This window comes from Streptococcus oralis subsp. tigurinus (genome assembly GCF_002096275.1).
GTDB classification, from domain to species: Bacteria; Bacillota; Bacilli; order Lactobacillales; family Streptococcaceae; genus Streptococcus; species Streptococcus oralis_CN.
Genome location: NZ_NCUG01000015.1, coordinates 156,858 through 178,277 on the forward strand (window position 1 = coordinate 156,858; position 21,420 = coordinate 178,277).

A 21,420-nucleotide genomic window follows, 5' to 3' on the forward strand; every position below is an offset into this window, starting at 1 on the left:
AAGTAGTTTTAAAATCTTAAACTTCTAATCTTCCGTTTTACATATGATCCTTCACAGCAACTGCTACCATTTTGGCTTTGGCACGGACTTTAGTAGCCACTGTCATCTCCATAGCAATAATTGCTTTTCTTTCCCCTAATTCCTCCAGAGTAGAAGTAACCACAATTTCATCTTCAATTGGACTAGGACTAAGGTAATCAATCTCCAAGCGAGCTGTAATAAAACGTCCTATCACAGTTGATTCCGTCAGTTCCAACCCTTTTTGATGATGGGCAAACCAAGCTGCTGAGGCCGTGCCATGGCAATCAAAAATAGTCGCTATCATTCCTCCAAAGACATTTGATGGAACTCCACCAGTATAAGCATTTTCAAGCTTTATCCGACTAATACAACTATTCCCATCTATACTTGGATAGGTTTTTAAATGTAAGCCTAAATCATTCTTGGGACCACATCCCCAACAATGCTGAAATCGTTCTCCATACCTATCTTGGATAGCAATCGTTCTTGTTTCTAACATTCTTTTCACTCCTCTTTACTCAGATGGGGCAATTATATCAAGCTTCAGTCAAAGAGTAAATAGGCTTGGAGACTAATATCTTTTTATCACTCGACTAAGTTTGATTTATAGCCGATCATTTTATAAAAATAAAAAGAGCGTTTCCGCTCTTTGTGTATCAATAGGTGCTAGCTCCTTTCTCTAGTTTGACGGTTTGGAATTTCTTTTGGTAGGTTACTTTAATAGTCATGTGAGAATCCTCGTTTCTTTTTGATGACTCTAGTATAAGACCCAAACCTAAAAGCTAGCTTATAGATTTCTTAGAAAAGGCTTAATCCAGATGTTCTCTCTTCTCTAGGTGGAGAGCAATCATGCGCCATTCTGGATCCTCTTTCCAACCTTCTATCGAACTAATGTAGCTGGCAACCTTCCTAGCTTCTTCTAAAATCGGAAAATCTTCGATAATATCCGCCACTTGAAACTCTGGCAGACCTGACTGTCTGGTTCCAAAAATCTCACCCGATCCGCGCATTTTCAAATCTTCCTCAGCAAGGACAAATCCATTATTGGTTTCTGTCATGATGCGCATGCGGTCCTTCCCAGAGTCCGTCTTGGGATTAGCCACAAGAACAGCATAAGACTGCTTGTCTCCCCGACCGACACGACCTCTGAGCTGATGAAGCTGGCTGAGACCGAACCGATCAGCATCCATGATAATCATGACGGTCGCATTTGGAACATTGACCCCAACCTCGATAACAGTTGTAGATACTAGAATATCCGTTTTTCTCTCTTTGAAATCCTGCATGATCTGGTCTTTTTCATCACTCTTCATCTTACCGTGTAGAAGAGCTACTTCTGCCTTACCAGTAAAATGAGCCGTCAACTCTTCTGATAAGGCAATGGCATTTTTCAGATCCAGAGCTTCAGATTCCTCAATCAAGGGAGAGATGACGTAGGCTTGCGAACCTTTTTGGATTTCCCCCTCTAACCAAGTCAAGACCTGAGGCAACTGCTCATGCTTAATCCAACGCGTCACAATAGGCTTCCGCCCTGCTGGCATCTGATCAATAATGGAAACATCCATATCTCCAAAGGCTGTGATAGCCAAGGTTCGTGGAATGGGCGTCGCCGTCATCATGAGAACGTCAGGATTGTCCCCTTTTTCACGTAAAATACGCCTTTGCCCCACACCAAAACGGTGCTGCTCATCGATGATAATCAAGCCAAGACGAGCATAATCAACCCCATCCTGTATCAGAGCATGGGTTCCGATAATCAAATCAGCCTCACCCTTGGCAATGGTCTCTAAAACTTCTCTTTTTTCTACAGCTTTTAAGGAACCTGTCAAGAGAGCCAGTTTCAAGTCTGGAAAAAGGTTCTGTAAACTCTCAAAGTGTTGCTCTGCTAGGATTTCTGTCGGTACCATGAGGGCCGCCTGGTAGCCAGCCGTCACCGCCGCAAACATGGCCAAGCCAGCGACGACTGTTTTTCCGCTCCCCACATCCCCTTGTAAGAGACGATTCATGTGGTGGTCCGACTTCATGTCGGCCAAAATTTCCCGCAAACTCTTTTCCTGAGCTTGAGTCAGGGCAAAAGGCAGACTTTCTTTAACGGCTGTCACTTTTTCCTGAGACCAATTCAGAACCAGACCGCTTCCCTGAACTCTATTTTCAGACTTGAGCGTCTGCAACTGCATCTGAAAATAAAAGAGTTCCTCAAACTTGATACGGCGAAGGGCCTGCTTGTATTCTGCCAAATCCTTAGGAAAATGCATGGCACGGACAGCCTGACAACGGGACATGAGTTTGTATTTATCAAGTAAAGACTGAGGCAGATTTTCCTCAATCAAAAGGTCCAATCCCTGATCAAAAGCCGTCTTGATGACCTTGACCAGACTGGCCTGACTGATTCCCTGAGCCAGTCGATAAACAGGTTGGAGGTCATCTTCCACCTGAGCCAGAACCTTCATCCCAGTCAGACTGGCCTTAGCACGGTCCCATTTCCCAAAGACAGCAAGGGTTGCACCCAACTCTATCTTATCAGCCAGATAGGGTTGGTTAAAAAAATTCACCGCAAAAACGACTTCTCCCTGCTTGAGGCTAAAACGTAGGCGATTGCGCTTGAAACCATAATACTGGACACTGGCAGGGGTCACGACTTGACCAGACAGAACCGCCTTTTCCCCATCTTCCAGATCTAGCACCTGCTTGGTCTTAAAGTCTTCATAACGGAAAGGAAAGTAGAGCAAGAGGTCTTGCAAGTTTTCAATTCCTAGTTTGGCGTATTTCTCTGCTGACTTCGGTCCCACACCAGGTAAGACATGCAAGGGTTGATGTAGATTCATGCTCCACTCCTTTCTTTTTAATAATATTCTCTCGGAATGCGGTCGCTGAGGAGACAAACCACCTCATAGTTAATGGTTCCACGATAGGTCGCTACCTGAGTTGCTGTGATTTCCTTGTCGCCGTTGGTGCCGATCAAGGTTACTTTTGTTCCTAACGGATAAGGCTTAGGCAGACGAATGGTAATTTGGTCCATAGATACTCGTCCGACGATTGGGCAAGCTTGTCCATCTACCAAGACGGAGAAATTTTGCATGTCTCGTGTCCACCCGTCCGCATAGCCGATTGGAACAGTCGCGATGACTTGCTCGCTATCCGCCTGATAGGTCGCTCCGTAGCCCATGCAAGCTCCAGCTGGAACTGTCTTGACATGAACTAGGGCAGATTCCAAGGTCAAGGCTGGTTTCAAGTCATAGGGTAAGTCCAAGACCTCTCCACTTGGATTAAGACCATACATGGCATCTCCCATACGAACAGCGTTAAAAATAGTCTCTACATGCCAAAGAGTCGTTGCCGAGTTGCTGGCATGAACCAGTTCTGGAAGACCTTTCATACTGGCCAAAATAGCTTTAAAGCATTCTAACTGCTGATTAAAGTAGGTATCTGATTCCTCATCTGCAGTCGCAAAGTGGGTAAAAATTCCTTCAACGCGAGCACCATGTTGCTTGAGCAAGTCTTGAACCAAATCAGCTTCACTGGCCTCTCTAAAACCAATCCGTCCCATTCCTGAGTCAATCTTGAGGTGGACAGTCAAGCCAGTTAAATCTGCTTCCTTATCTAACAGCGCTTGAATCCACTCCAATCCTGCCACAGTCAAGGTGATGTCATATTTTTTAGCTAGGGAAACAGCTTCGATTTCAGAAACTCCTAAGATGAGGATTTTCTTGTTTATACCTGCTTGACGCAACTCGATAGCTTCATCGATATTGGAAACGCAAAATCCATCAACAACATCCTGGATCGCCGTTGCAACAGCTACCGCCCCATGTCCATAAGCATTAGCCTTGACTACTGCAAATTTGAGCGTACCATTAGGGATATGACTTCCCATTTGTTGTATATTTTGTCGAATGGCTCCCAGATATATCAGAGCCTTGGTTGGTCTATGTGGACTAGCTTTCATGATTTTCCTCCAAAATGACACTGGCTGTCACAAACTGATCTGTATGGCTGATAGATAGCCAAATTTTTCCTGAAAATGGGGACTGGCTAAAATAAGGAGCCCCTCGTTCATTGTTCAAAACTTCCAAATCCTGAAAGGTCAGTTTTCCAATGCCAGTTCCCATAGCCTTGGAAAAGGCCTCCTTAGCCGACCAACGACCTGCCAAGTATTCGATCTGTCTGCGCCCTTTGAGACTGGTAAAACGCTCCATTTCTTTAGGGGTCAGCACACGCTTGGCAAAGCCCTCACGTCGTGTAACTGCATTTTCTATCGAAGCCAATTCTTCGATGTCAATTCCGTATCCAACTATCATACTCACAAAAGGAGCTGAGATTCCCCCAACTCCATCCTTTTCACTTATTTTGTTAAGGTAGTATAAATTTCTTCTACCAAGGCTACTGTATTTTCCCAACCTAGACAAGGGTCGGTTATGGAGCAACCAAAGACCTCTGGTTGATTTTGGCGACCATCTGCTAGGTAAGATTCGATCATAAAGCCTCGAACCGTCTTTTTAATCTTTTCATTCCAATCACGATTCAGCAAGGCCTGACGAACAATGCGAATTTGTTCCATATACTGCTTGCCTGAATTGTCATGATTGGTATCGATGATAATGAAGGGATTTTCAAGTCCCATAGTCTCATAGCGATTGATGGCATTTAAGAGGGTTTCATAGTAGAAGTTGGGTTCATTTTTACCATATTCGTTCATGGCGCCACGAAGGATAACGTGGGCCAAAGGATTTCCTGAAGTTTCCACTTCTTGCCCATGGTAAAGGAAGGTTTGCTTGTTTTGAGCCGCATAGATGGCATTAAACATGACCCCGAGATTTCCAGATGTTGGATTTTTCATCCCAACTGGAGCATCAATCCCAGACGCTACAAAGCGGTGTTCCTGGTCTTCCACCGAACGAGCCCCAACAGCATGGTAGCTGACCAGGTCATCAACCAAAACGAGATTTGACGGATAAAGCATCTCATCAGCTGTTGTCAATCCAGTTTCGGTAATCACACGGTAGTGCAGCTGACGAACAGCCTGCAAGCCGTTAATCAGGCTTGGAGCTTTTGAAGTATCCGGCTGATGAACCAAACCCTTATAGCCATCTCCATTGGTACGAGGTTTAGCCGTATAGACACGCATCACGATAAAGATTTTATCCGCAACTTTTTTCTGCAAGTCTGCTAAGCGACGAGCATATTCGAGCACAGCTTCTTCATTGTCCGAAGAGCAAGGCCCAATCACCAAAAGGATTCGGTCGTCCTCACCTGAGATGATAGCTGCCAACTCTCTATCACGGGCTTCTTTTTTTCGCAATGCTTCAGCTGACAACTGGGTCGCAGCCTTGATTGCTTCAATATCAATTTCTTGACCTTTTTCGATAAATGCCATCTTACTCTCCTAGCGTTTGGTAAATTTCGCGAACAAGTGCCTCTGTGTTGTCCCATCCGAGACACGGATCTGTAATGGACTTACCAAAAACTTCGGGTTCATTTTGACGTCCATCTTCTAGATAGGACTCAATCATAAAACCACGAACGTATTTCTTGATTTTCTCATTCCAGTCACGGTTAATCAAGGTCTGACGAACGATACGGATTTGCTCCATATACTGCTTGCCTGAATTGTCATGATTGGTATCGATGATGATAAAGGGATTTTCCAAGCCCATCTTTTCATACTGGGCAATGGTATCTATCAAATTGTCATAGTAGTAGTTGGGAATATTTTTCCCGTATTCATTCAAGGCACCACGAAGAATAGCATGGGACAATGGATTCCCTGTTGTTTCCACCTCTTTACCGAGGAAGAGGAAACTCTGCTTATTTTGCGCTGCGTAAATCCCGTTAAACATAACATTGAGATTTCCAGATGTTGGATTTTTAAATCCTGTTGAAAAATCTGCTCCACTCGCTACAAAACGGTGCTGTTGATCCTCTACAGAACGAGCTCCAACAGCCATATAAGAAATCAAATCATCCACCAACGGAAGATTTTCAGGATAAAGCATCTCATCCGCTGTTGTCATACCCGTTTCAGAAATAACTCGGTAATGTAAATGACGAACAGCCTTGATTCCATTGATCAAACTAGGTGCTTCTTTAGCATTTGGTTGATGAATCAAGCCCTTATAGCCATCTCCATTGGTACGAGGTTTAGCCGTATAGACTCGCATGACCATAAAAATGCGGTCTTTGACCTCTTCTTGCAAAGCAGATAGACGCTTGGCATACTCGAGAACCGCCTCTTCATTATCAGATGAACATGGTCCTATCACCAAGAGAATACGCTGGTCTTCCCCACGAATGATGGCTTCCAATTCCTGATCACGTTGTTTTTTTCTCGCAAGAGCCGCCCCCTCTAATTTAGACAAGGCGCGCACTTCTTCAATGTTAATTTTAGGACTTTTAGCTGTAAATACCATGATTCATCTCCTTATAAAGCAAACGGACACCAAGCAAAAAATGACTTTTACCAGGTATCCGCCTGTATCTTATCTCGTATTATTGTCTCTTACCATGACAGTTCTTGAATTTCTTACCAGATCCACATGGGCATTGATCATTTCGTCCGACTTGGCTCAAGTCCACATCTTTTGGAAGCTGAGTCTGCTGCGCTGCGATATTTCGAGTCGCAGTTGTACTGATATTGTGTTCAGTTTGAGGACGTTCCTGTTCGTGGATTTGTGCTTTCATCATCAAGCGGGTCACATCAAATTCAATTGATCCAATCATGTCATTAAACATGCGGAAACCTTCTGCTTGATATTCTACGACAGGATTGTTTTGGGCATATCCACGAAGACCAACAGCATTTCGCAACTGGTCAAGAGCATCGATATGGTCTGTCCACTTGTTGTCTACAACACGTAGGATCAAGACCTTCTGGAACTCTTTCACTGCATCTTCATCACGAAGTTTGGCAACTTGGTTGTCATAAACTTTCAAGGCACGTTGGTAAAGTTCATCTTTGATGGCCTGATCTGACAGACCTGCAAAATCTGAACGGCTGATTGAATCTTCTGGAAGCAAGTTATATTTAGCAAAGTTCAAGATTGCTTCCAGTTTTTCATCTTCTTTCGAACGAGCATGTGCATCTACGATTCGGCCAATGGTACGACGAATCATAGCATGGATTTCTGGTGCCAAGTCACGATCTGCAGTAATGACATCATAACGTTGTGCATAGATGATTTCACGTTGTTCACGCATAACATCATCGTATTGAAGGACTTGCTTACGAGTGTCGTAGTTGTTTCCTTCGACACGTTTTTGAGCTGCTTCCACTTGACGCGTTAACATGCGAGATTCGATGGCTTCATCAGACATGTTGAGGCGTTCAAAGACACCTTTCAAACGTTCTGAACCGAAACGTTTCATCAAATCATCTTCAAGAGACAAGTAGAATTGTGACTCACCTGGGTCCCCTTGACGCCCTGAACGTCCACGAAGCTGATTATCAATACGGCGACTTTCGTGGCGCTCTGTACCAATGACGCAAAGACCACCAAGTTCACGAACCCCTTCGCCAAGCTTGATATCGGTACCACGACCGGCCATGTTGGTTGCAATAGTAACTGCGCCACGCTGACCAGCGTTCATGATGATTTGTGCTTCTCTGTAGTGGTTCTTCGCATTCAAGACTTCGTGAGGAACACCCGCCTCTACCAGTTTCTTAGAAAGGAAGTCACTCGTTTCAACTGCAACTGTACCTACCAAGACTGGCTGACCTTTTTGGTGACGAGCTTTTACATCTTCAACTACAGCCTTAAACTTCGCATCAAGACTGGCATAGAGAAGGTCTGAGTGGTCGATACGTTGGATTGGACGGTTGGTTGGGATTGGGATAACACGAATGTTGTATATTTCGCGGAATTCTTCTTCTTCTGTTTTACCAGTACCTGTCATACCTGCCAATTTCTTATACATACGGAAGAGGTTTTGGTAGGTGATAGAAGCTGAAGTCTTAGTTTCATCTTGAATCGGCACACCTTCTTTTGCTTCAATCGCTTGGTGCAAGCCGTCAGAGTAACGACGACCTTCCATGGTACGACCTGTAAATTGGTCGACGATCAAGATTTCTTGTTCTTCACTAACCACATAGTCGATATCAAGAATCATGATATAGTTGGCACGAAGGGCATTATCGATAAAATGGGTAAGAGCTACGTTTTCGACATCATAGAGATTTTCCAGTTTGAAATAGCTCTCAGCCTTGTCAATCCCAGAATCAGACAAACCAATCGTCTTAGACTGAATGTCAATAATATAGTCATCCTTGTCCAAAGACTTCACAAAATGATCCGCCATATGGTAGAGTTGGCTAGTCTCAACTGCATTGGCACCTGAAACGATCAAAGGAGTACGGGCTTCATCGATCAAGATCGAGTCAACCTCATCTACCAAAGCATAATTGAGTGGACGTTGTACCATGTTTTCTGCACGAACGACCATATTGTCACGAAGGTAATCGAAACCAATCTCTGAGTTGGTTGAGTAGGTAATATCACAGAGGTAAGCTTCTTTTTTCTCCATTGGAGATTTAGCTGCCAAGTTGATCCCTACTGACAGACCGAGCCATGAGTACAATTCACCCATCTCAGTCGCGTCACGTTCTGTTAGGTATTCATTGACTGTAACTACGTGAACCCCTTTACCTGCAAGGGCATTAAGGTACACCGGCATGGTCGCCGTCAAGGTTTTCCCTTCACCAGTACGCATCTCTGGAACGTCACCATGGTGAAGAACAATCCCACCCATGACCTGAACCTTATAAGGGAAAAGTCCAAGGACACGTTTTGCTGCTTCACGTACTACCGCAAAAGCCTCATATAGCAATGAATCAAGTGATTCACCCTTATTGTATCGTTCTTTAAATTCGTCAGTTTTCGCTTTTAGTTCTTCGTCTGACATTGCAGCCATTTGGCTCTCATAGTTAAGAACCTTATCAGCCATCTTTTCCAGACGACGAAGTTCTCCTTTATCATTTTCAATAATCGTTTTTAAAATATTAGCCATGATTTTCCTTACTTTTTATTCTGAATATTTTAGAATGTTCTTTTAATTTTAGCATATTTACCATTATTTTTCAAGAAAGAATCCTTGTTTTACAAGGGGAAAAGGGCTAGAAGCTAGTCTAGTCCATCAATTTTTAATATTTAATTTCCCAAGAATGCAGGCAATATCCCAAAATACCAAAAGAGATTAATCCAGAAGGCCAAGCAAAAGATGATGCCAAAGACGAGAAGACTGATTTTTTTAATCAATACGGAGTATAGGATGGATAAAACACCAAAAACCACAAAGAGTTTTTTCATAACGAAATAATACACTGAAACTCCTCCTATTTGCCAATCCCAAGGAAGAAAAAACATGAGGAACCAGAGAAAGCAAATCGTAAGGATATATCTCTTGTAGTGCGCTTCAAGAAAGGCTTTTGTTTTCTCCATAGCAAACCTCCATTTCAGTCACTGTCTCTTCCCTTTTATTATACCAAAAAAACCTGGAAAAAGCTTTCCAGGTTCGGGTTTGAAATCACTAGTCATGCTAGAGAAATCCCTTTATTCATAGGCTGATTCACTTTATTGACTTGATGAAGAGGTTCCAAAATCGACCTTAGGAACTGTCTTGGCTTCTTCTGTTTCTTTAAAAGTTTCAGCTTCTTTAAAGTTCATCATATTCGCAAAAAGCACGGTTGGAAAACTTCTCAACTTTTGATTGTACTCAGCTGCAACCTTATTATAATCCTTGCGTGCTACAAAGATACGATTTTCACTGCCTGAAAGTTCGACCATTAGTTGCTCAACATTTTGATTGCTCTTGAGTTCTGGATAATTCTCCGTCAAGGAAATCAAGCGGGAAAGAGCTGAGCTCAACTCTCCCTGAGCCTTTTGGTTTTCTTCCGAAGTTACTGAGCTACTACCGATTTTAGCTCTAGCATCAGCAATCTTGGTAAAGACTTCGGTTTCATGATTCATTTGTCCTTTAACGGACTCCACCAAGTTACCAATCAAGTCCGAACGACGTTGGAGGGCTGTCGAGACATCGGCCTGAGCCTGCTCCACTTTAGTCTGTTCACCAACCAAACCATTATAGGTCGTCACTGCGGAACAACTTCCCAGAACTAGTAGTCCAAAGAAAATCGCCACTATTGAGAGAATTACTTTATTTTGTTTCATATCAAAACCTTAACACTTTCTTTTATCAACTTTTCTGAGAAAATACTCAGATTTTAAATCAATTTCCCAAACTTTGTTTTTATTTTTAATTAAGGAGTAAACTCTTGCGAAGGAGTCACCTTACTGCATGGAGAAATCGGTTTGAGCTATCTCACCAGTCATCAGACGAACCGCCACCATCGAAGCCACCGCCGTCCCAGCCACCAGATGAGTCGGAGCCTGAGTCAGACCAAGAGGAACCTGAATCTGATGAGTCACCGCCCCACCAGCCACCGCCAGAATCATCGCCATGTGAACCGCCACCACGACCTCCAGATATAAAGCCAATAATCATCACGATGAAGTAAATGAGAATTCCAAATCCGATAACTCCGTCGCTCGAACTGCTTTTTCGATGACGTCTCGAAGAACTATTCTCACCAGCATACCCTTCAAGTTCCCTTAAGCGACTAGAGTTGGTAGTATAGTCGTAACTACTTTTAGAACTTGAAGCAGTCGTACTCGATCCACTATAGAACATGTAGTTGAGATTGTTGACTATTGAGAGAACTCCATTGTTGTAATCTCCTTTTTGAAAATAAGGGCGTGCTGTTTTCAAAAATCTATTTGTCTGATAGTCTGTGATCTTACTGGCCACATTATTACTGGTTTCAATCCGTGATTTTCTATCTTGGACTGATACCACAATCAAGACACCGTGATTGTCTCCCGAGTAGCCAATCTTCCAAGCTCTAGCTGTTTCATTGGCGACTGTTTCGATTGTTTCTCCATCTAGGCTTTTCACAACGTAAACACCCATCTGGAATTTTTCTGATTTTTTACTATTTACATTGTTCAACCCCCGAATCAGACGAATAGTCTCATCCGTTAAATAATGATCTGGGTCATAAATCCCGTACTCAGGTTTTTCAGGTGCTGTGAATGCTGACAAGAAGAGAAAGACCATCAGTAACCCAAGCAAGCGAACCAACAAACTATTTCTAAATAATCTGCTTCTTTTCATAATAACCTCCCTGATAAAGGAAAATTGATTTAAGGAATTATAGCATTTTGATTTTTACAAAGAAAGTACATTTTCATTACAAATAGATTACAAAAATTAGGAAATTGACTGAATTTTGATGACAGATTTTGTCCCCGATTTGACAAGCCTTTTTACTCCTTTGATAGAAAAAAGAAGACCTCATAGCCTTCTTTTAGTTTATTTTTGTGTGAAAACAAGCATAGCTTACTTGCGTTTTCTTGCGATCAAATGAATCGGTGCCCCTTCAAAGACGAAAGCCTTGCGGATTTGATTTTCCAAGAAACGCAGGTAAGAGAAGTGCATGAGTTCTTCTTCGTTGACAAAGATGACAAAGGTCGGTGGCTTGGTTGCCACTTGAGTCGCGTAGAAGATTTTGAGGCGTTTTCCTTTGTCTGTCGGTGTTGGATTGATAGCAATGGCATCCATGATGACATCGTTCAAGACAGCTGATGGGATACGTGTGTTTTGGCTTTCACTGATTTGCTTGATCATCTCAGGCAATTTGTGGAGACGTTGCTTGGTTAGAGCTGAAACAAAGACAATCGGTGCATAAGGCAGATATTGGAACTGCTCACGGATATCTTCTTCCCAGTTCTTCATGGTATGGTTGTCTTTGTCAAGAGTATCCCATTTGTTGACCACGATGATCATTCCTTTACCTGCTTCGTGGGCAAAACCTGCGATACGCTTGTCGTACTCACGAATACCTTCTTCGGCATTGAGGACCATCAAGACCACGTCAGAACGGTCAATGGCACGCATAGCACGCATGACAGAGTATTTTTCTGTATTTTCGTAGACTTTACCAGACTTACGCATACCTGCTGTATCAATCATGGTAAACTCTTGTCCATCAGCATCTGTAAAATGGGTATCAATGGCATCGCGCGTTGTTCCAGCTACTGGACTAGCAATCACACGGTCTTCTCCCAAAATAGCATTGATCAAGCTTGATTTTCCGACGTTTGGACGGCCAATTAAGCTGAATTTAATGACATCTGGATTTTCTTCTTCGACTTCATGTGGTAGATTTTCCACGATGGCATCCAGTACATCACCCGTACCAATACCGTGGACAGACGAAATTGGTAGAGGTTCTCCCAAACCTAGCGCATAGAAATCATAGATATCATTTCGCATCTCCGGATTGTCAACCTTGTTAACTGCTAAGATAACAGGCTTATGGGTTTTATAGAGTTTGCGAGCTACGTACTCGTCTGCATCCGTGATTCCTTCTTTACCAGAAACCACAAAGACGATGACATCTGCTTCTTCCATGGCAATTTCTGCCTGGTGTTTGATTTGCTCCATGAAAGGAGCATCGACGTCATCAATCCCTCCAGTATCAATCATACTAAAAGAACGATTGAGCCACTCACCCGTTGCATAGATACGGTCACGTGTCACACCCTCGACATCTTCTACGATTGAGATCCGCTCACCAGCGATCCGATTAAATAGGGTTGATTTCCCAACATTGGGACGTCCCACAATGGCAATAGTTGGTAAGGCCATGTTTTCTCACTTTCTACAATAACTTTTTCTTTTCAAGATTTTCTCGGGTTGAAACTTGCTCAGGTTTACCAAACTGCTCTGCTAAACGCTGACTCCAAGAGGTCGTCGCACGCGCACCAGCATAGTCTGCCTGTACTTGGTCATAGTCCAAAATCGCTTCGACTGGCTGTTCTTGGTATTCTTCTTCAAATACCACTTGGTTCAAAGGTAGTCTTGGCTTGACATCGTGTTGTTGGTTTGGCACGCCGAGGGCAATCCCAAAAACGGGGTAGGTATAGTCAGGCAAATTAAAAAGCTCTGCCACTTCTTCCGATTTGTAACGGACTAAGCCGATAATCACACCACCATATCCCAGACTCTCTGCTGCAAGCAAGGTGTTTTGACCAGCAAGCGCAGCATCCACAGACGTGATAAGGAGACCTTCCACCCCTTGGGGTTGGAAAGTATCCGTATGAAGACTTGCTCCCTTTTCAGCTCGGTTCAAGTCACCAACAAAGAGCAAAAAGGCAGCTGACTGGCGAATAGCTTCCTGAGGAACCAATTCATATAAAGCGTCTTTCTTCTCTTGACTGCGTACAAGAATCACAGAATAGGATTGGAAATTTTTCCAAGATGACGCCATTTGGGCAGCAGTCAAGATTTCATTTAAGTGTTCTTGAGGAATCTCTTGCTCCTTAAAACGACGAACTGAAGTATGAGCTTTCATCAGTTTAATGGTTTCTGTCATCGGCGATTTTCTCCTTCTAGTCTCGTTTCCTCTGCTAAATAGCGGATCCTTTCCATAACCCGTCTAGCTTCCCAAGTCTCATCATTTCCATTCTTTCCTTTGGCAAAATGTTTTTCCAAATCTTGGAAATTAAAGTTGGAAGTAAAGAAGGTCGGCAAATCTTCCTGCATGCGGTACTGAAGAATGACTTGGAGAATCTCATCACGCACCCAAGGAGTCGACTGCTCTGCGCCAATATCATCCAAGATCAAGACCTCTGCTAACTTGATGTCATCCACCAAGGTCTTCACAGAGCCTTCACCGATGGCATTTTTCACATCAATGACAAAACTTGGATAGTGGAGAATAGTCGTTGAAGCCCCACGTTTTTCAGATAAGTCGTGAGCCAGGGCCGCCATCATGAAACTCTTTCCGACACCAAAATCTCCATAAAGATAGAGGCCTTTTCGGATGCTTGGGTAAAGGTCAACAAAGGCATAGAGTCTCTCAAAAATCGGCAAGCGTCCTAGATCATCCAGGTCAATCTGAGCTAATTTCGCTTTCTTGAGACTTGCTGGTAGATTGATCAACTTGAGGCGATTCTTGATTGCAGCCTCTTTTTCAGCCGCGATTAGTTCTGGTGTTTCTTCATAAGAAACGTCCGCATAACCGTGATTCATGACCAAGATAGGCTTGTAACCACGTGCTATATAGTCCGCATCCCCACGAAGAAACTTGTCCCGTTCTGTGATATATTGATTGAACTTGGAGATGCTACGATTCAACTCCTCTGGACTGAGGGATTCTTTCTGGATAAAAGCCGCTACATCTGGGTCCTTCATGATCTGCTGGACCAGGTCCTGATACTGAAAACGACTTGTCTGACGTTTGATTACATCACCAACACTTTCCATCTAGTCTCCTCCTTCTTCTAATCGGGCTAACATTTCTTGTTTTTTACGTTCTAGTTCCAGACGAGTCTCCTCACTGGTTTGATTCTTGTATTCTGGATTACTCCACTTAGGAACATTTGTCTTAGTTGAGCTAGCCTTGTTTTTCTGTTCTTCTTGCCCTTTTTGCTGACGCTCTCGAATCCGAAGCACAGCTTCTTCTGCTGTCCGAATCTTGCGATAGGCATAGTCGTTTGCGACTTTCATAGCATATTTTTCATTGACATTGGCCGAATCAACCTTGTTAAAGGTTAAAAGTAAGACGATATTGATGACTTCGTCCAACAAGCCTAAAGACGCCATCTGGTGAAGGAGTTCTCTTTCACTTTGGGTGATGTTTCCCTTACGCGTTTGCTTGATTTCCGCTAAAAATTGCAGGGGTGTTTTATTTTTGGCTTCATTGATAATGGTCATTTCTTTGGGACTAAAGTCAGAAGACGCTGGTTTTTGTGCTATCTTTTCACGCATACGTTTGACAGAAATAACCTGAGCCACTGTAGTCGCCTTGGCTAATTGATAGGTTTCAAACCAAGTCCATTTTTTTTCATCTGCGATGGCAAACAATTCCAAAACATCCGCCTGCTCGTCTTCAAAACGCAAACCATCTCGAGCCATCAGCCGCTGAAAATGCTCTAAGTCAAAATCATTTTTCATCTTGATTTTAAACTCGGTTGGAGTCACTTCTTCGGTCAGGTTTGGAAAGACTTGGCTCAAAGAAACAGAGAGTTCTTCTCCCTCACTTGGAGCCTGCTTCAGGGAAGCAAGCGCAGTATCCCCAATCTTTCTCTCCAAGAGTCTACTATAGATAGAATGACTTAGAAATTCCTGACTGGATAGAGGCGAATGGATGACCAACTCATAACTCTCCCCCTTCTGATAAAGGGTCAACAAATCCAAAGCAGATAAGATTTTAAAAGACCGGAGGAGCGTATTCATCCCGAAGTTCAAATGATTAAGAATGTTGGCAAAAAGGTGTTCCTCTTGCCCACCATCCCAAAAGGTAATAGCATATAAATAGAGGCTCAGTGCCTCCTGACCGATAATCGGGAGGTAACACTGCACCAGAGAAGAGGTATCTTGCGACACCCGATTATTCTTTAGAAAAGAAAAACGGTCATTTGGCTTCATCTATTTTTCCTTTTTCTTTTTAGAGGACTGGGTGATCTGCTGGAGCAGACTCTCCAACTCACTCACATCCTTAAAGCTACGGTAAACACTGGCAAAACGAACATAGGTAATCTCATCCAGCTCCGCCAATTCTTCCATGACTAAAGAACCAATATATTCACTTTGGATCTCATTCTCACTGCGACTACGGAGTTTTTGCTCGATACGATTGACCACCATGTTGATTTCATCACTTGACACAGGACGCTTCTGGGCTGAGCGGATAATCCCATTAAAGATTTTATCTCTCGAAAACTGCTCACGTGTACCGTCTTTTTTGACGACAACCAGCGTTCTTTCTTCTACTCGTTCATAGGTTGTAAAACGATGCTGACACTCATCGCACTCACGTCTTCGACGGATAGTATTTCCTTCTTCGGCTTGTCGACTATCAACAACACTAGACTTGGTAGCCCCACATTTTGGACAACGCATGCTTTTCCCTCCTTGTCGTTTTCTTTTCATTATACCATTTTTTGAGCAATTCCCAAAACAATTCTTATTTTTACTTGACAAGTTTTTTGTTTTATTGTATTATTTAATTAGAACAAAAACCATAAAGAAAGGAGACTATGATGTCCTGGTCATTTGATAATACAAAACCCATTTATTTACAGATTATGGAAAAAATCAAACTACAGATTGTTTCCCATGAACTGGAACCTAACCAACAGCTCCCAACCGTGAGAGAACTGGCGAGCCAAGCTGGGGTCAATCCCAATACCATCCAGCGCGCCTTGTCTGACCTCGAGCGTGAAGGATTTGTATACAGCAAGCGGACAACTGGCCGTTTTGTCACCGAGGATTCAGACCTCATCGTTCAGTCCCGCAAACAGCTTTCTGAGGAGCAACTGAAAAACTTTGTAACGGGCATGCTTCAATTCGGCTATCAAAAAGAAGAACTGCCAAGTGTGCTTAGCGAATACATCAAAGGAGTGTAAAATTATGACATTACTAGCATTTGAAAATGTATCCAAATCCTATGGGGCTACAGCAGCCCTTAACAATGTTTCCCTTGAGATTCCCGCTGGAAAAATCGTTGGACTTCTCGGTCCGAACGGATCTGGAAAAACAACCTTGATCAAGCTGATCAACGGACTTCTCCAACCAGACCAAGGTCGTGTCCTCATTAACAACATGGACCCAAGTCCTGCTACCAAAGCCATTGTCTCTTATCTACCAGACACAACTTATCTCAATGAGCAAATGAAGGTTAAAGAAGCTCTGACTTACTTTAAAACCTTCTATCAGGATTTCAATCTCGAAAAAGCCCAACACCTTTTAGCCGATCTCGGCATTGATGAAAATAGTCGCTTAAAGAAATTATCAAAAGGAAACAAGGAAAAGGTCCAACTAATCCTCGTTATGAGCCGTGAAGCCCGCCTCTACGTTCTGGACGAACCAATCGGAGGTGTGGATCCAGCTGCTCGTGATTATATCCTCAATACCATCATCAACAACTATTCCCCAACTTCTACGGTCCTGATTTCAACCCACTTGATTTCAGATATTGAGCCAATCTTGGATGAGATTATCTTCCTCAAAGACGGAAAAGTCGTTCGCCAAGGAAATGTTGATGATATTCGTTACGAGTCAGGTGAATCAATTGACCAGCTCTTCCGCCAGGAATTTAAAGCCTAAGCAAAGGAGATTATTATGTTTTGGAATCTAGTTCGTTATGAATTTAAGAATGTCAATAAATGGTATTTAGCGCTCTATGGAGCTGTGCTTGCAATTTCAGTTTTAATTGGAGCTTTTCTTGGTAGCCTTAGCCAGAGTTACAATTCTAACAATGCTGTTTATTTCATCTTCTTTTTGGTACTAGTCTTTGGAGGACTCAGCGTCACTCTTTGGATTGCAACAATCTTTTTAATCATCCGAAGATTCAAGGGGAGTGTTTATGACCGCCAAGGGTACTTGACCCTAACCTTGCCTGTCTCTGAGCATCAAATCATCATCGCAAAACTTTTAGGTGGTCTTGTCTGGTCCATCTTAAGCTATATCGTCTTTATCTTGAGTGTATTGATTATCTTCTTCTTAACACCAATAGAAAAAGACTTCACTGTCCTCTATAACTTCATTTCCCCTTACCTCAGCTACGGCTGGCTGTATGCCCTATCACTATTTGTCGGTTCGATTACATGGATTTTATCCATTTACCTCTCCATCTCAATCGGACAACTCTTTAATGAGTATCGAACAGCTATGGGGATTCTAGCCTATATCGTCATTGCCATCGTCATTGGTTATGTTTCTCTCTTCTTCCGAATTGAAAATGACTTTAACATGATGATTGGTACAGAAATTCTGCGCGATCTCTTTTTATCAGCTATCTACTATCTCGGTACCTACTATATCTTGAAAAACAAGGTTAATTTGCAATAGTTTAAACGTCAAAAAAGGATAACATCTCATCACTGAGAGGCTATCCTTTTCTTTATCTCATTTTTTAACTAGATTAAAAAAATGAATCCATCTAGCAATTAAAATATAAAATCTGATCTAAATATCTCGTTTAATTTCTCTATTGTGTCACTATCATTATATTCCTTAAATATTCTCATAGCTTTAGAACATTCTTTCTTACCTATCTCTACTCGATTAGTTTTAATATGATAAACACCTCTTAAAAAAAGCAAATAATTTTTTTCAAAATAATATCCTTGTCTCGTAAGTAAATTTTCTAAATCATCTATAAAAAATTGAGCGCTATCTAACAAATTATTTTTTAACAGTAATTCCAAGTTAAATAAATATAAAGGAATTACCCTGCGAGCTCCCGTTTCCGTTTTTAGAAAGTGTCGTGTTTTCTTGATTACTATTCTATATAGTAAGCTAATGGTTTTTGTATTCATAAAAAACACCGAATTATAGAAAATTTTTAGTTCATACTCCATCCAAGTATCTACAGAAAGCAGATATTTTATTAATTCATTGCATTTAGATGAATTATAAGGAAGGTTTGCAAGACGGTTGATCTGTTGCTCAGTAATCAATTTTATATGGTAATTGCATAAACTTTTTTCTTGCTTTTGTCTTAACTCTATTTTCTGGACTAATTCTTGAAGTAAAAATATATCTGAAGAATTTACAGCATTTTCTAACTCTCCCCAAAAACATACCTTTTGGGAGTAATAACAGTGAACTAACTCTTCAAATTCTGAAAATGAGGTTCCAAGGCGATCTAACAGAATATAAAAATGATTAATAGATAACTTCGTAACTCCATTCTCGAACCGAGAAATTGTTGATTCACTAATTTCATTACACGCTAAATCTTTCAGACGAAAATTTTTTGAAATACGGATATCTTTTAAAACGGCTCCAAAATTTTCCATATCAATTCTCTTCCATTTCTGCAATAAATAAAACGAGCTTTTTTTATTCTGATATGATTATATCAAAATAAAAAAAAAAGGAAAATATTATTATGAAAGTTTTGAAGAAAATTTCATTATCAGCAGTTGCTTTACTTAGCTTGGGAGCATCCCTGCCAACCAATAATCCAGTTTCTGCTCAAGAATCCTCCACTCAAACGACTTATAGTAAGTCAAGTGGAAGTTGGATAAAATCTGATAGCCGTTGGTGGTATGAGCATTATGATGGTTCTTATACTACAAATGGATGGGAAAAAATAAATGACACCTGGTACTATTTTGATAGTGAAGGTTGGATGAAGACAGGTTGGATTAAAGAATATGGAAAATGGTATTTTCTAGATGATAGTGGAGCCATGAAAACTGGATGGTGTTGGGATTCGGGTAGTTGGTATTATTTAGATACTAGTGGTGTCATGCAAACAGGGCTACAGACTATCGAAGGTGAACAATATTATTTAGATACTAGCGGAGCTATGCAGACGGGTTGGCACAATATCGGAGATGATACCTATTTCTTTGCTAATAGTGGCGAAAGCCGAAATATCAATCGTCGGGCTTTAGTTCTTGGTGAAACATCTACTCCAGCAGTACCTATCGCAGATGTTAATGCGATGGAAAAGGTATTTAGCAACCAAAATTTCAGTGAAGTTGTTCGTTTCCCAGATAGAACTAAGTCTGAGATTATTGCAAAAATGCAAGAACTATTTGAATCTTCTACCGAAAGTGATGTGAACTATCTTTACTTTACTTGTCATGGAGGAAGAGATGGAAGAATCTATATTGGGAGTGATAAAACAGCATTTTCTGGTTGGGAATTGGCGTCCATTTTAAAACAATACAAAGGTAAGTTTGTTGTTATGCTGGATTGTTGTCATGCTGGAACAATTATCTCTAAAGATAATACGGAGGCATCCAATGAAGAAGCCTCTACAGAATATTTTGATTTGAACGAGTTTGTATCAGGATTTTCTAATATGAATGGTAACGAAAAATCAGGTGAGATGATTGACTCTAAATTTTTAGTACTATGCTCATCAAGAGGTGCAGAATACTCTAGTGGTGGATCATTAAGTTTAGCGACTAAATATTGGTCTTTAGGTTCAGGATGGAATCCTCTACAGAATTCACAAGTATCTTTAATAGCAGACCAAAATTATAATCATAGAATCACGTTAAATGAACTGTATACATACTCTCGTGAACAAGTTTTGAAACAAAATTCTAACCAGCATATTGAAGTTTATCCAGACAACAGTCAATTTGTTTTATTCAAAAAATAAGGAGTTCATAAAATGAAAGTATCAAAAAAAATTACACTACTTAGTTTGTCATTGGCAGGTTTCGTTTTATTGACTCTACCTCAAGCAGGAAAGGCATTTGAACTTAAAGAAGACTGGGCTTTTAAAGGCGGCATTCGATACGAGAATGGGAAAGTCAGTAAGATTAATAATGGATATGAAGTAAATATTAAAGTGTTAGATTTACCTAGTACTAGCAAAATCGAATGGACAGTTAGTTTAAATGGAGAAAAGCAAAATACTAGCTTTTTAGCGGAGGAAAGAACGGTATCTAAAACTGAAGATAAGGGACGTTTTTTACACTTTTATATCCCTTATGGATATCGTGGGGATATTGTAGTAGAGGCTAAGAGTGGTACTGAAGTAAAAACTTGGTCTACTAAGGTAGTTGACGATGTTGATTCAGATACTGCTAAGAGTGGCTACTTTGTTTTAGATGGTGACCAAATCTTAGAAAGTTCATGGGATTCTGTAAATGAGTCTTATGTTACAACGCTTCCAACCGTAATATCAGGAAAATCTGTTGTTGCTTGGCGTGAAGAAGGAACTCTTAATTTAATTAAACCAGGAAGAATTGCTCGGCAATATAATAGCAGTGGATTATATGTAAAACTTTCTCCAATCTTTGAAACTGCTAGCTGGCTACAATCAAACCAAAATTGGTACTATCAAAAACAAGGTCAACTAGTTAAAGATGCTTGGATCAATAATCAGGGAACATGGTACTTTATGGATGATGAAGGGGTTATGTTTAATCAAACATGGCTATACCGAGGTGGTAGCTGGTATGCCTTTAAATCATCAGGAACTATGATTTCAGCTGATTGGCTATATGATAATGGCTCTTGGTATTACCTAAAAGATTCAGGTTCTATGGCGACAGGCTGGATTAAAGATGGTGGCTCTTGGTACTACCTAAATGATTCAGGTTCTATGGCGACAGGCTGGATTAAAGATGGTGGCTCTTGGTACTACCTAAATGATTCAGGTTCTATGGCAACAGGTTGGATTAAAGATAGTGGAACTTGGTATTACCTAAAAGACTCAGGTTCTATGGCAACAGGTTGGATTAAAGATAGTGGAACTTGGTATTACCTAAAAGACTCAGGTTCTATGGCAACAGGTTGGATTAAAGATAGTGGAACTTGGTATTACCTAAAAGACTCAGGTTCTATGGCGACAGGTTGGATTAAAGATAG

At 41.4% G+C, this 21,420-nt stretch carries 21 protein-coding genes; 5 read left to right on the forward strand and 16 right to left on the reverse strand.

What is annotated here, in order from left to right; all coding sequences use genetic code 11:
- Positions 1-37: 37 nt before the first annotated feature.
- The 15 genes from B7725_RS02690 to nrdR all read right to left on the reverse strand — a co-directional run bounded on the left by B7725_RS02690 (position 38) and on the right by nrdR (position 15,978).
- Positions 38-520 (reverse strand): acyl-CoA thioesterase, encoded by a 483-nt coding sequence (locus tag B7725_RS02690; RefSeq protein ID WP_000894826.1) that lies wholly within the window; start codon positions 518-520, stop codon positions 38-40.
- Between the two features lie 310 nt (positions 521-830).
- Positions 831-2,873 (reverse strand): ATP-dependent DNA helicase RecG, encoded by a 2,043-nt coding sequence (gene recG / locus B7725_RS02700; RefSeq protein ID WP_275655508.1) that lies wholly within the window; start codon positions 2,871-2,873, stop codon positions 831-833.
- Positions 2,864-3,967 carry an alanine racemase gene (gene alr, locus B7725_RS02705; RefSeq protein ID WP_084874436.1) on the reverse strand — a complete coding sequence of 368 codons (1,104 nt, stop codon included), beginning with the start codon at positions 3,965-3,967 and terminating at the stop codon, positions 2,864-2,866. Before alr ends, recG begins: the two co-directional genes overlap by 10 nt.
- Positions 3,957-4,319: a holo-ACP synthase gene (gene acpS, locus B7725_RS02710; RefSeq protein ID WP_084874437.1), complete on the reverse strand. Its 363-nt coding sequence runs from the start codon at positions 4,317-4,319 to the stop codon at positions 3,957-3,959. Before acpS ends, alr begins: the two co-directional genes overlap by 11 nt.
- Before the next feature lie 44 nt (positions 4,320-4,363).
- Positions 4,364-5,395, reverse strand: coding sequence for a 3-deoxy-7-phosphoheptulonate synthase (locus tag B7725_RS02715; protein WP_057489320.1), 1,032 nt, complete (start codon positions 5,393-5,395; stop codon positions 4,364-4,366).
- A gap of 1 nt (position 5,396) precedes the next feature.
- Complete coding sequence (locus B7725_RS02720) at positions 5,397-6,428, reverse strand: 3-deoxy-7-phosphoheptulonate synthase (RefSeq protein ID WP_000232180.1); 1,032 nt, start codon at positions 6,426-6,428, stop codon at positions 5,397-5,399.
- Positions 6,429-6,507: 79 nt separating this feature from the next.
- Entirely contained in the window at positions 6,508-9,021 is a 2,514-nt protein-coding gene (gene secA, locus B7725_RS02725; RefSeq protein ID WP_084874439.1) for a preprotein translocase subunit SecA, read from the reverse strand.
- Between the two features lie 140 nt (positions 9,022-9,161).
- Positions 9,162-9,452 (reverse strand): hypothetical protein, encoded by a 291-nt coding sequence (locus B7725_RS02730; RefSeq protein ID WP_000415953.1) that lies wholly within the window; start codon positions 9,450-9,452, stop codon positions 9,162-9,164.
- 132 nt (positions 9,453-9,584) lie between these two features.
- Complete coding sequence (locus B7725_RS02735; protein WP_000812473.1) at positions 9,585-10,181, reverse strand: LemA family protein; 597 nt, start codon at positions 10,179-10,181, stop codon at positions 9,585-9,587.
- A gap of 151 nt (positions 10,182-10,332) precedes the next feature.
- The gene (locus tag B7725_RS02740) at positions 10,333-11,184 is read right to left on the reverse strand and encodes a TPM domain-containing protein (RefSeq protein WP_084874441.1); all 852 of its coding nucleotides are present in this window, start codon (positions 11,182-11,184) and stop codon (positions 10,333-10,335) included.
- 225 nt (positions 11,185-11,409) lie between these two features.
- Positions 11,410-12,720, reverse strand: coding sequence for a ribosome biogenesis GTPase Der (gene der, locus B7725_RS02745; RefSeq protein ID WP_084874442.1), 1,311 nt, complete (start codon positions 12,718-12,720; stop codon positions 11,410-11,412).
- 13 nt (positions 12,721-12,733) lie between these two features.
- The gene (locus B7725_RS02750) at positions 12,734-13,447 is read right to left on the reverse strand and encodes an NADPH-dependent oxidoreductase (protein ID WP_084874444.1); all 714 of its coding nucleotides are present in this window, start codon (positions 13,445-13,447) and stop codon (positions 12,734-12,736) included.
- Positions 13,444-14,340, reverse strand: coding sequence for a primosomal protein DnaI (gene dnaI / locus B7725_RS02755; RefSeq protein ID WP_000446483.1), 897 nt, complete (start codon positions 14,338-14,340; stop codon positions 13,444-13,446). Before dnaI ends, B7725_RS02750 begins: the two co-directional genes overlap by 4 nt.
- Positions 14,341-15,504: a DnaD domain protein gene (locus B7725_RS02760; RefSeq protein WP_084874445.1), complete on the reverse strand. Its 1,164-nt coding sequence runs from the start codon at positions 15,502-15,504 to the stop codon at positions 14,341-14,343.
- Positions 15,505-15,978, reverse strand: a complete 474-nt coding sequence (nrdR, locus tag B7725_RS02765) for a transcriptional regulator NrdR (RefSeq protein WP_001203678.1) — start codon at positions 15,976-15,978, stop codon at positions 15,505-15,507. It abuts the gene before it with no gap.
- Positions 15,979-16,118: 140 nt separating this feature from the next.
- Between nrdR and B7725_RS02770 the strand changes: the two genes are divergently transcribed.
- The 3 genes from B7725_RS02770 to B7725_RS02780 are packed head-to-tail and all read left to right on the forward strand — an operon-like array spanning position 16,119 to position 17,928.
- Entirely contained in the window at positions 16,119-16,484 is a 366-nt protein-coding gene (locus B7725_RS02770; protein ID WP_084874447.1) for a GntR family transcriptional regulator, read from the forward strand.
- Between the two features lie 4 nt (positions 16,485-16,488).
- Complete coding sequence (locus tag B7725_RS02775; RefSeq protein WP_084874449.1) at positions 16,489-17,184, forward strand: ABC transporter ATP-binding protein; 696 nt, start codon at positions 16,489-16,491, stop codon at positions 17,182-17,184.
- Positions 17,185-17,199: 15 nt separating this feature from the next.
- Positions 17,200-17,928, forward strand: coding sequence for an ABC transporter permease (locus tag B7725_RS02780; protein WP_000498776.1), 729 nt, complete (start codon positions 17,200-17,202; stop codon positions 17,926-17,928).
- Positions 17,929-18,026: 98 nt separating this feature from the next.
- Here the strand turns inward: B7725_RS02780 and B7725_RS02785 are convergent, their stop codons facing one another.
- On the reverse strand, positions 18,027-18,881 hold the full coding sequence (locus B7725_RS02785; RefSeq protein ID WP_000427008.1) for a helix-turn-helix domain-containing protein: 855 nt from the start codon (positions 18,879-18,881) through the stop codon (positions 18,027-18,029).
- 101 nt (positions 18,882-18,982) lie between these two features.
- On the opposite strand from B7725_RS02785, the gene B7725_RS02790 reads away from it, so the two are divergent.
- Both B7725_RS02790 and B7725_RS10190 read left to right on the forward strand, forming a co-directional pair.
- Entirely contained in the window at positions 18,983-20,203 is a 1,221-nt protein-coding gene (locus tag B7725_RS02790; RefSeq protein ID WP_025171722.1) for a caspase family protein, read from the forward strand.
- Between the two features lie 12 nt (positions 20,204-20,215).
- The coding region (locus B7725_RS10190; protein WP_084874450.1) for an N-acetylmuramoyl-L-alanine amidase family protein at positions 20,216-21,420 on the forward strand (1,205 nt) is incomplete at its 3' end.

Coding starts and splice junctions, on each gene's coding strand:
- alr (WP_084874436.1), bottom strand. CDS start 3,967: ATGAAAGCTAGTCCACATAGACCAACCAAGGCTCTGATATATCTGGGA.
- B7725_RS02780 (WP_000498776.1), top strand. CDS start 17,200: ATGTTTTGGAATCTAGTTCGTTATGAATTTAAGAATGTCAATAAATGG.
- B7725_RS02770 (WP_084874447.1), top strand. CDS start 16,119: ATGTCCTGGTCATTTGATAATACAAAACCCATTTATTTACAGATTATG.
- B7725_RS02750 (WP_084874444.1), bottom strand. CDS start 13,447: ATGACAGAAACCATTAAACTGATGAAAGCTCATACTTCAGTTCGTCGT.
- acpS (WP_084874437.1), bottom strand. CDS start 4,319: ATGATAGTTGGATACGGAATTGACATCGAAGAATTGGCTTCGATAGAA.
- dnaI (WP_000446483.1), bottom strand. CDS start 14,340: ATGGAAAGTGTTGGTGATGTAATCAAACGTCAGACAAGTCGTTTTCAG.
- secA (WP_084874439.1), bottom strand. CDS start 9,021: ATGGCTAATATTTTAAAAACGATTATTGAAAATGATAAAGGAGAACTT.
- B7725_RS02715 (WP_057489320.1), bottom strand. CDS start 5,395: ATGGCATTTATCGAAAAAGGTCAAGAAATTGATATTGAAGCAATCAAG.
- B7725_RS02730 (WP_000415953.1), bottom strand. CDS start 9,452: ATGGAGAAAACAAAAGCCTTTCTTGAAGCGCACTACAAGAGATATATC.
- B7725_RS02785 (WP_000427008.1), bottom strand. CDS start 18,881: ATGGAAAATTTTGGAGCCGTTTTAAAAGATATCCGTATTTCAAAAAAT.
- B7725_RS02735 (WP_000812473.1), bottom strand. CDS start 10,181: ATGAAACAAAATAAAGTAATTCTCTCAATAGTGGCGATTTTCTTTGGA.
- B7725_RS02740 (WP_084874441.1), bottom strand. CDS start 11,184: ATGAAAAGAAGCAGATTATTTAGAAATAGTTTGTTGGTTCGCTTGCTT.
- B7725_RS02775 (WP_084874449.1), top strand. CDS start 16,489: ATGACATTACTAGCATTTGAAAATGTATCCAAATCCTATGGGGCTACA.
- der (WP_084874442.1), bottom strand. CDS start 12,720: ATGGCCTTACCAACTATTGCCATTGTGGGACGTCCCAATGTTGGGAAA.
- B7725_RS02720 (WP_000232180.1), bottom strand. CDS start 6,428: ATGGTATTTACAGCTAAAAGTCCTAAAATTAACATTGAAGAAGTGCGC.
- nrdR (WP_001203678.1), bottom strand. CDS start 15,978: ATGCGTTGTCCAAAATGTGGGGCTACCAAGTCTAGTGTTGTTGATAGT.
- B7725_RS02690 (WP_000894826.1), bottom strand. CDS start 520: ATGTTAGAAACAAGAACGATTGCTATCCAAGATAGGTATGGAGAACGA.
- B7725_RS02760 (WP_084874445.1), bottom strand. CDS start 15,504: ATGAAGCCAAATGACCGTTTTTCTTTTCTAAAGAATAATCGGGTGTCG.